The organism is Filifactor sp., assembly GCF_057248345.1.
Genome location: NZ_DBHIIC010000052.1, coordinates 1 through 8669, shown reverse-complemented (window position 1 = coordinate 8669; position 8669 = coordinate 1). Strand labels below are relative to the sequence as shown.

Below are 8669 nucleotides of genomic sequence, written 5' to 3'. Positions count from 1 at the left end.
AATCAGCAGGTCGCAGGTTCAAGTCCCGTCGGTAGCTCCATATAAAGTTTTTAGATAGGATTGTTGTTGTCAAAGGAATGTAGTTTCTTTGACAATTTTGTTTTTGACAGAATCATTTATGAAGAAATGATTTTTTGAAATAATTGAATTTTTCTGTACTTCCATATTATAATTATTTGATAGGCTATGCTATAATGAAATAAAAATTTATGGATAATGAAAATGATGAGGTGAGCGATTTTGAATGAAACAATGGTCGTATTTTCTATAACGCAATTTACATCTCAGCAGCTGGAAGAGTTAAAATATTATTTTGGTATTTACAAAATTGAAACATTACCATTACAGCTGTTGAAACGATGGACAAATGTCAATCCGATGGGTATATTAGATGTAAAAGATTTAAAAGCGTTAGTAGAATTTTTGGTAGAAAAGAAAAAAGGAGGTATTAAATATGTTTATTTTGATGGTGATAAGGGGATGGAATTCTATATGATTCGATGTGCATTAGAGATAGGTATGATTCCACTTTATTCTACACAATATCAGACTGTAGAATCAAAAGACGGAGAAAAAGTCAAAAGACATATTTCTTTTAGAGCGTATCATGATTATGATCGAGTTCGATAACAGTAAAACGGAGGTTGAATTATGAAAAATATAAAAACAGTTTGTCTATTGTTCGCTATTATCTTAGTATCAGTTTTTGCAGTACAAAATTCTATGAGTGTTGTGATTAGATTTTTGATTTGGAAATTGCAAATATCTCAAGCTTTAATAATTGTTTTGACTGTTGTAATGGGAGTTTTGATTGGGATTGGACTTTCTCTAATTAAAAATTGGAAGTATAGTAGAGACATTAAACAAGCAAACAATGAAAAGCAAAATGCGCAAGTTAGTGTTATGTCTCTTGAAAAAGAAAATGCTGAATTGAGATTAAGCATCAATGAATTAGAAAAAAAACTGGAGGAATTGCAAAAATCTGAACATCAGGAGATCTTTGAAAAATAATTTAGCTTACAAGGGCAATTTTTAAATTTCAAAAAAGGGTGTGCATTACATTTATGAAACGAAAAATTATCGATTTGCTTTGTCAGAAAGAGGATTACTTTATATCCGGTGAAGAAATCGCAGAACAATTGAATATGACCAGGGCAAATGTATGGAAATACATGAAAGAGCTACGAGAGTCAGGGTTTGAAATAGAGTCTGCTACTAAAAAAGGATATATTTTAAAATCTGTAGGGATGCAGTTAAACGAAGATACAATATACTATCATTTCAAAAAGCAGAATTTTGTAAAAAATATTTTGTTTTTTCCAAGGATAGATTCTACCAATGATTTTTTGAAATATAACAGAGAAGAGATTCCGGACTGTACTTTGGTAGTTTCTACTTTTCAAACAAAGGGAAGAGGAAGAAGAACAAAAGAGTTTTTAAGTGAAGAGGGAGGATTGTACTTCTCTTTCATGATGAGAAATACAATGAATATGCAAGAAGTTTCTTTTATTACTTCTTTGGCAGCAGTAGCTGTAAATAGAGCTCTGTCATCTTTAGGAATAGATACTGAAATAAAATGGCCAAATGACATCTTTTTGAATGATAAAAAATTGTGTGGTATTTTGACAGAGATGGTCACTGATATGGAAGGGTATAATAAAATCATCGTTGGAATTGGAATCAATATATCTAACGTCTTTCCAGAAGAATTGAAAGAGATAGCAATATCGTTACTGAAAGCAGGTCATCAGATCAATGAAATCACATTTCTTTTGAATTTATTCTCACAATTTGAGTTTTTGTACAATAAATTTGTTCAAGGAGACCGAGAAGAGGCATTGAAAGTTCTAAGAGATAAATCCTATTTGATGAATAAAGAAATTTGTTTCTTAAAAGATACTGTAGAGCATAAGGGAACGGTAGTAGGACTCGAAGAAAATGGGAATTTGGTAGTCAGATTATCGAATAAAGCAGAAATTGCACTGAATTCAGGAGAAGTGACTATCTTAAAGAAAAAGAAATAGAGGAGAATTGAAACTATGCTTTTGGTAATAGATGTAGGAAATACAAATATTGTATTCGGAGCTTATAAAGGCAAAGAATTGGTAATGACATTTCGAATGGGAACAAATAAATCCAAGACATCTGATGAATATGGAGTTGTTATTAAAGAAATTTTTGTGATGAACGGCTATGAATTATCTGAGATTAAAGATGTTATTATTTCATCAGTGGTACCCGATGTGATGCATGCATTAGAAAGTTTTGTAGTTCGTTACTGTAACGCAACACCGATTATTGTTGGGCCGGGAGTTAAAACTGGGATGAATATTAAATATGAAAATCCTCAGGAAGTAGGTGCAGATAGAATTGTAAATGCAGTTGCAGCAATTGAGAAATATGGAGCACCGTTAGTTATTATTGATTTTGGAACAGCAACTACATTTTGTGCAGTTAATTCCAAAAAAGAGTATTTAGGAGGAGCAATTTCTCCGGGAATAAAGATTTCTGCTCAAGCTTTGTTCGATAGAGCATCAAAACTTCCGAAAGTGGAGATAGTTGAACCGAAAGCAGTGATTGGAAAAAATACAGTATCAGCAATGCAATCAGGGATTTTTTTCGGTTATGTAGGATTAGTGAAAAATATCGTAGAACAAATGAAAAAGGAAGTTGGAGATAATGCTACTGTAGTTGCAACCGGTGGGTTGGCTTCTTTGATTTGCACACATATGGAAGAAGTAGACTATGTGGATAAGAATTTAACATTAGAAGGATTGAGAATTATCTACCATAAAAATGTAGGCGAATAAGCGAGTGATGAGATGAAGATAGGTAATTATGAAACAAAGGGAAATATTTTTTTGGCGCCTATGGCAGGTATTAACGATTTTCCATTTCGTTTAATATGTCATCGATATGGAGCTTCATTAACTTACACAGAGATGATTAATGCAAAAGCTTTGTGTTATGAAGACGAGAACACTTGGAAAATGATGGAGGTTCATCCTGATGAAGGAGATGTTGCAATCCAAATATTTGGAAATGAGCCGGAATTTATTGCAAAAGCAGTTCGTAAAATAGAGCAACTGAACCGATTTGTTTTGATTGATATCAATATGGGTTGTCCTGCACCAAAAGTTGTGAAAAACGGAGATGGTTCCGCATTGATGAAGAAACCGGAGCTTGCACAAAAAATAGTGGAATATGCAAAACAAAACACAAATCTTCCAATAACAGTGAAGTTTCGGAAGGGTTGGGACAGTACACAAGTAAATGTATTGGAATTTGCACAAAAGATGCAAGAAGCCGGAGCTGATGCGGTAACAGTTCATGGACGAACAAGAGAAGAATTCTATTCCGGTGAAGCGGATTGGAACATAGTAAAAGAGATAAAACAATCACTATCTATTCCTGTGATTGGTAATGGCGATATTAGAGATCAAGAGACATTTGAGGAGCGAGTAAAGTTATCGTCTGTAGATGCAGTAATGATAGGAAGAGGAGCACAGGGAAACCCCTTTCTTTTTAACAATCTCATAGGGAAAGGACCTGAAAAAGAACAAGTTCCTTTTCAAGAGATATATGATATTGTGAGAGAACATTATGAATTGGAAGCAGGATACAAAGGAACGGATAAAGCAGTTCGTGAGATGAGAAAACATATCGGATGGTATATCAAAGGATTGCCTATGGCAGCAAAAGTAAGAAATGAAATCAATCAAACGACAGATATACAAACAGCACAAAAGCTATTGACAGAGTATTTTGAGCACTTGACATAAATCAGTGAATTCGATACAATTAAAAAGATAATTTGCTTTATTGTTCAGGAAAATAAAACAACATCAAGCAGTCTTATTTGTGTGACGTTGTTGAATAATAAATTGATAAAAGGAAGGAAAAGGATATGGCCCAAGATATTTTAAGTAATGAAGAAGCCCTAATTACCCAATCTGGATACCAAAAGATTGAAGAAGAATTAGAGTATCTAAAGGCAACGAGAAGATTAGAAGTTGCAGAAAGAATCAAAGTAGCGCTATCATTCGGAGATATTTCGGAAAATGCTGAGTATGATGAAGCGAAAAATGAGCAAGCACAATTAGAGGAACGTATTTCAAAATTAGAAAATATTCTTCGTACAGCAGTAATTGTTGATGAGAGCAAGTTAGAGCATGATGTAGTGAATATCGGTTCTTGGGTAAAACTTGATTATGAGGGAGAGGTAGAAGAGTATACTATTGTTGGTTCTGCAGAATCAGATCCGTCTTCTTCTAAAATTTCTAATGAAGCCCCTATCGGAAAAGCTTTGATGGGCCGTAGAGAAGGGGAGAGTATTGAAGTTCAAGTCCCAAATGGAGTTGTAAATATAAAAATTTTAGAAGTCAGAAGATAATGAGAGGAAGGGAACATACTATGGAACAAAATCAAACTCCTATGAGTGAATTTACAAAAATTCGTTTGGAAAAATTGGTACATCTACAAGAAAAGGGAAGAGATCCTTTTGTTAATGAAAAATTTGACTATACACATCACAGTGTAGATATCTTAGATAAATTTGAAGAGTTGGAAGAAAAAGATGTATCTATCGCAGGAAGAATTATGCTAATCAGAGGACATGGAAAGGCATCATTCTTGACAATACAAGATTCTGAAGGAAGAATTCAAGTTTATGTGAGACAAGATGTAGTAGGAGAAGAATCTTATACAGATTTCAAAACCTTTGATATCGGTGATATTATCGGTATTACAGGAACTGTATTTAGAACACATAAGGGCGAAATTACAGTAAAGGCAAAAGAAGTTACTTTGTTGACAAAATCATTACATCCATTGCCTGACAAACATGCAGGCTTGAAAGATCCGGACTTAAGATATCGCCAAAGATATGTGGATTTGATTGTGAATCCTGAAGTAAAAGAAAGCTTTATCAAAAGAAGCAAGGCCATTAAAGCATTGAAAGAATACTTAGATAATAGAGGCTTCTTGGAAGTAGACACGCCAATCTTGAGTCCAATTGCCGGTGGTGCAAATGCAAGACCATTTAAAACACATCACAATACATTGAATTTGGAAATGTATATGAGAATTGCAAATGAATTGTATTTGAAACGATTGATTGTAGGTGGATTTGAAAAAGTATATGAAATGGGAAGAATGTTCAGAAACGAAGGAATGGACATTAACCACAATCCTGAATATACAGCGATTGAAATCTATCAAGCATACGTAGATTATGAAGAAATCATGAGATTGACTGAAGGTATTGTGTCATACATGGCAGAGAAATCTACAGGAAGTATGGTGGTTAACTACCAAGGAACTGAGATTGACTTTACACCTCCATGGAGAAGAATCTCTATGATTGATGCAGTTAAAGAATATGTAGGAGTAGATTTCAACAAAATTGATACAGATGAAGAAGCAATTGCGATAGCAAAAGAAAAAGGAATTGAATTGACTCCGGCAACAATGACACGAGGACATATTATCAGCTTGTTCTTTGAAGAATTCTGTGAAGAACATATGGTTCAACCGACTTTTGTAACAGGACATCCGGTAGAAATTTCTCCATTGTCAAAAAGAGATCCGTTGGATACACGATTGACTCACAGATTTGAAGCATTTGCAAATCGCTGGGAAATTGCCAATGCGTTTTCAGAGTTGAATGATCCGGTAGACCAAAGACAACGTTTTGAAGATCAAATGAGACAAAAAGAACTTGGAGATGATGAAGCGCATGAAATGGATGAAGATTTCCTAAATGCTATCGAAGTAGGATTGCCACCGACAGGAGGATTGGGAATCGGAGTAGATCGTGTGATTATGTTATTGACAAATGCATCTTCCATTCGTGATGTTATCTTGTTCCCTACAATGAAACCTATCGTTAAAAAAGATGACGAAGAAGAGGAACCGGAAGTATAGAAAAAAGAAATGAATGTTACTAATATTAGTTGATAGATTGAGTAATCATAGTTTTTCAAAATATTAGACGGTTCACATTTTATTGTTCCATGACACAATTTGTTGATAAGAGAAAATAATTTCGTTTATCAAAAATAAAATTCAAGCGGTATAGGTTAACCTATACCGCTTTTTATATAGAAATAAAAACAAGATACATAAGTAATGAGTTATCAAAATTAAATAGTATCACTATATTATTCTGTAGAATATGAAATATTTTAAAGGTTTCAGAAATCATTTATGAATTATGAAATACTAAAAAAATTTTAACACCGGAACATTTAAAATCATTACCATAGAAATTGGATCGACTCAAAAATTTAATCTAGTTTATGTATCGATAGAAAATATATTAGTATTCTATGAGTTTATATATAATTTCGTTTAAAGTAAATTCTTGTTTTTTTAACTTTTATATTTTTAAAAATTGAATTTATGATTGTTATATTAAATTTATGGTATAAAGAAAAATACAGACGGTATCAATTGGTAACGAAAATTCTTTTGTTAGGATTTGATTATATTTGTTAAGGAATAATTTTTTTAGATAGAACTCATTAAGAACAAGTTATCCATATCAAATCGTCTATTTGATTGATAAAAATAATTGTTTTATTGAGTAACTATGTAATATATCTTTTTAGCAGTCAAAATACTTTCAAGAATTTTGGATATACTTTATCTATAATCTCACAAGCTATATAGTAATAGTAGGAAATGATTAAGATAAGATATTTTTAAAGATTTTAAGTAAATTTATCGAGATAGTAATGGTTTTGGATGATAATTATAAGAGAGTTTGGAAATTGATGTATACTCTTATCGAAAAATAAAGCCGTGCCAATCAAAAAACAAATTATTGGTATAAATTATAACTATTCAGTGAATGAAAAATAAGGAGTGATGATAGGATGAACAAAAAAGTAGATAATGTAATTATAGGATTTGGAAAAGCGGGAAAAACCTTAGCTAACTATTTAGGAAACAAAGGTGAAAAAACAATATTGGTTGAAAAATCTCCTGCCATGTATGGGGGGACCTGTATCAATGTAGGATGTATTCCTTCAAAGTATCTAGCAACCTGTGCGGATAGAAGAAGTTTTAGCGAGTTAAGTGATGCAGAATATTATAGAAAGTCCGTTATTAACAAGAAATCATTGATTGAGAAGTTAAATATTGCAAACTATGATAAAGTAGCAAACAATGAAAATGTGGAAGTCATTGATGGAATTGCTTCCTTTAAAGATGATCATGTCGTAAAAATACAAACGGACAAAGAATCTTATGATGTTACTGCAGAGCGCTTTTTTATCAATACTGGGGCAAGCCCTTTTCTTCCACCGATTAAAGGTTTAAAAGTTGAAGATAGAATTCATACAAGCGAAACTCTTATGAATTTAGAAGAATTTCCGGAGACATTGGCAATTCTTGGTAGTGGATTCATTGGACTTGAGTTTGCCGCAAGCTATGCAAAATTTGGAACAAAGGTTATTATAATTGATCAAGGAGATAGATTGTTACCAAGAGAAGACGAAGATGTAGCAAAAGAAGTATTTGATTCTTATCGTTCATTGGGAGTAGATTTTCTCTTTCATACTGAAATTGAAGAGGTTGAACAGGATGGAAATTCCGTTACCATTTCGTATTCTTCTAATGGAAAAAATGGAACAATCAAGGTTTCAGCATTTTTGGTTGCAACAGGAAGAAAACCAAATACAGAAGAATTGTATTTAGAAAATGCAGGTGTAAAAATTTCTGAAAGAGGTTTTATCAAAGTAAATGAACATTTACAGACTAATAAAGAGCATATTTTTGCAATGGGAGATGTAAACGGAGGACCACAGTTTACCTATATTTCTTTGGATGATTATCGCATTGTAAAAAGTTATTTGGAAGATCATGGAAAGTATTCTATAAAAGAAAGACAAAGTATTGCTTTTTCTGCTTTCTTACATCCTACTTTTTCAAAAGTGGGACTAAGTGAAAAAGATGCCTTGGAAAAGGGATATAAGGTTAAAATAGCAACTCTTCCTGTATCGGCAATTCCAAAAGCAAAAATTCTCGGAAATCAAACGGGTATTTATAAAGCTGTGGTTGATGCAGAGACAGATTTGATTTTAGGGGCAGTTCTTTTTGGAGAAGAATCACATGAGGTAATCAATATTGTAGTTTCTACTATGATGATGAATCAGCCTTATACTACACTTCAAAATCAAATTTTTACTCATCCGACCATGGCAGAAGCACTAAACGATTTGTTCACCTTAATAAAATAAAAGATAGTGTAAATATTTCTCATAAAGCAGAGTTTACATTCAAACTTTGTTATTTATTCACATAAGAGTCTCTCTAAAATAAGATATTTAATAAAAACAGTAAGATTATATTATATCTTGCTGTTTTGTTGTATAAAGAAAACCACGCGATAGTTGCGTGGTTCAAAAGAGCTTAAGTGGTGAAAAAAAACCTCCTAATGTGCTAAACTGTATTAAAGACTGCCAGATTATAAAAAAACAGAATAGATTAGGAGGAACATTAAAATGTCTCAACAAAATAATGTCAGTATCAGTTTAGCACATACCAAATGGAATTGTAAGTACTATGTAGTATTTGCACCAAAATATAGAAGAAAAGTCTTTTATGGAGAAAAAAAAGGAAGCGATAAGAGATATAATAAGAACATTATGTCAGTGGAAAGGAGT

At 32.5% G+C, this 8669-nt stretch carries 8 protein-coding genes and 1 pseudogene; all 9 read left to right on the top strand.

The window, feature by feature from the left end:
• Positions 1-240 precede the first annotated feature (240 nt).
• Positions 241-630 carry a hypothetical protein gene (locus tag ACO5GE_RS07295; protein WP_484830260.1) on the top strand — a complete coding sequence of 130 codons (390 nt, stop codon included), beginning with the start codon at positions 241-243 and terminating at the stop codon, positions 628-630.
• 21 nt (positions 631-651) lie between these two features.
• Positions 652-1011, top strand: coding sequence for a LapA family protein (locus ACO5GE_RS07290; protein WP_484830259.1), 360 nt, complete (start codon positions 652-654; stop codon positions 1009-1011).
• A 53-nt stretch (positions 1012-1064) separates the two neighbouring features.
• The gene (locus ACO5GE_RS07285) at positions 1065-2024 is read left to right on the top strand and encodes a biotin--[acetyl-CoA-carboxylase] ligase (RefSeq protein ID WP_484830258.1); all 960 of its coding nucleotides are present in this window, start codon (positions 1065-1067) and stop codon (positions 2022-2024) included.
• Positions 2025-2039: 15 nt separating this feature from the next.
• Positions 2040-2810, top strand: a complete 771-nt coding sequence (locus ACO5GE_RS07280; RefSeq protein ID WP_484830257.1) for a type III pantothenate kinase — start codon at positions 2040-2042, stop codon at positions 2808-2810.
• Positions 2811-2822: 12 nt separating this feature from the next.
• Positions 2823-3782, top strand: coding sequence for a tRNA dihydrouridine synthase DusB (gene dusB, locus ACO5GE_RS07275; RefSeq protein WP_484830256.1), 960 nt, complete (start codon positions 2823-2825; stop codon positions 3780-3782).
• A gap of 125 nt (positions 3783-3907) precedes the next feature.
• Positions 3908-4393: a transcription elongation factor GreA gene (gene greA / locus ACO5GE_RS07270; protein ID WP_484830255.1), complete on the top strand. Its 486-nt coding sequence runs from the start codon at positions 3908-3910 to the stop codon at positions 4391-4393.
• Positions 4394-4413: 20 nt separating this feature from the next.
• Positions 4414-5925 carry a lysine--tRNA ligase gene (gene lysS / locus ACO5GE_RS07265; protein ID WP_484830254.1) on the top strand — a complete coding sequence of 504 codons (1512 nt, stop codon included), beginning with the start codon at positions 4414-4416 and terminating at the stop codon, positions 5923-5925.
• 953 nt (positions 5926-6878) lie between these two features.
• Positions 6879-8243, top strand: coding sequence for an FAD-dependent oxidoreductase (locus ACO5GE_RS07260; protein WP_484830253.1), 1365 nt, complete (start codon positions 6879-6881; stop codon positions 8241-8243).
• Between the two features lie 264 nt (positions 8244-8507).
• Positions 8508-8669: pseudogene (locus ACO5GE_RS07255) on the top strand (transposase); the annotation flags it as partial.

Excerpts from the sequence above, each read along its gene's own strand:
- ACO5GE_RS07290 (WP_484830259.1), top strand. The coding sequence starts at position 652 with ATGAAAAATATAAAAACAGTTTGTCTATTGTTCGCTATTATCTTAGTA.
- ACO5GE_RS07285 (WP_484830258.1), top strand. The coding sequence starts at position 1,065 with ATGAAACGAAAAATTATCGATTTGCTTTGTCAGAAAGAGGATTACTTT.
- ACO5GE_RS07280 (WP_484830257.1), top strand. The coding sequence starts at position 2,040 with ATGCTTTTGGTAATAGATGTAGGAAATACAAATATTGTATTCGGAGCT.
- dusB (WP_484830256.1), top strand. The coding sequence starts at position 2,823 with ATGAAGATAGGTAATTATGAAACAAAGGGAAATATTTTTTTGGCGCCT.
- greA (WP_484830255.1), top strand. The coding sequence starts at position 3,908 with ATGGCCCAAGATATTTTAAGTAATGAAGAAGCCCTAATTACCCAATCT.
- lysS (WP_484830254.1), top strand. The coding sequence starts at position 4,414 with ATGGAACAAAATCAAACTCCTATGAGTGAATTTACAAAAATTCGTTTG.
- ACO5GE_RS07260 (WP_484830253.1), top strand. The coding sequence starts at position 6,879 with ATGAACAAAAAAGTAGATAATGTAATTATAGGATTTGGAAAAGCGGGA.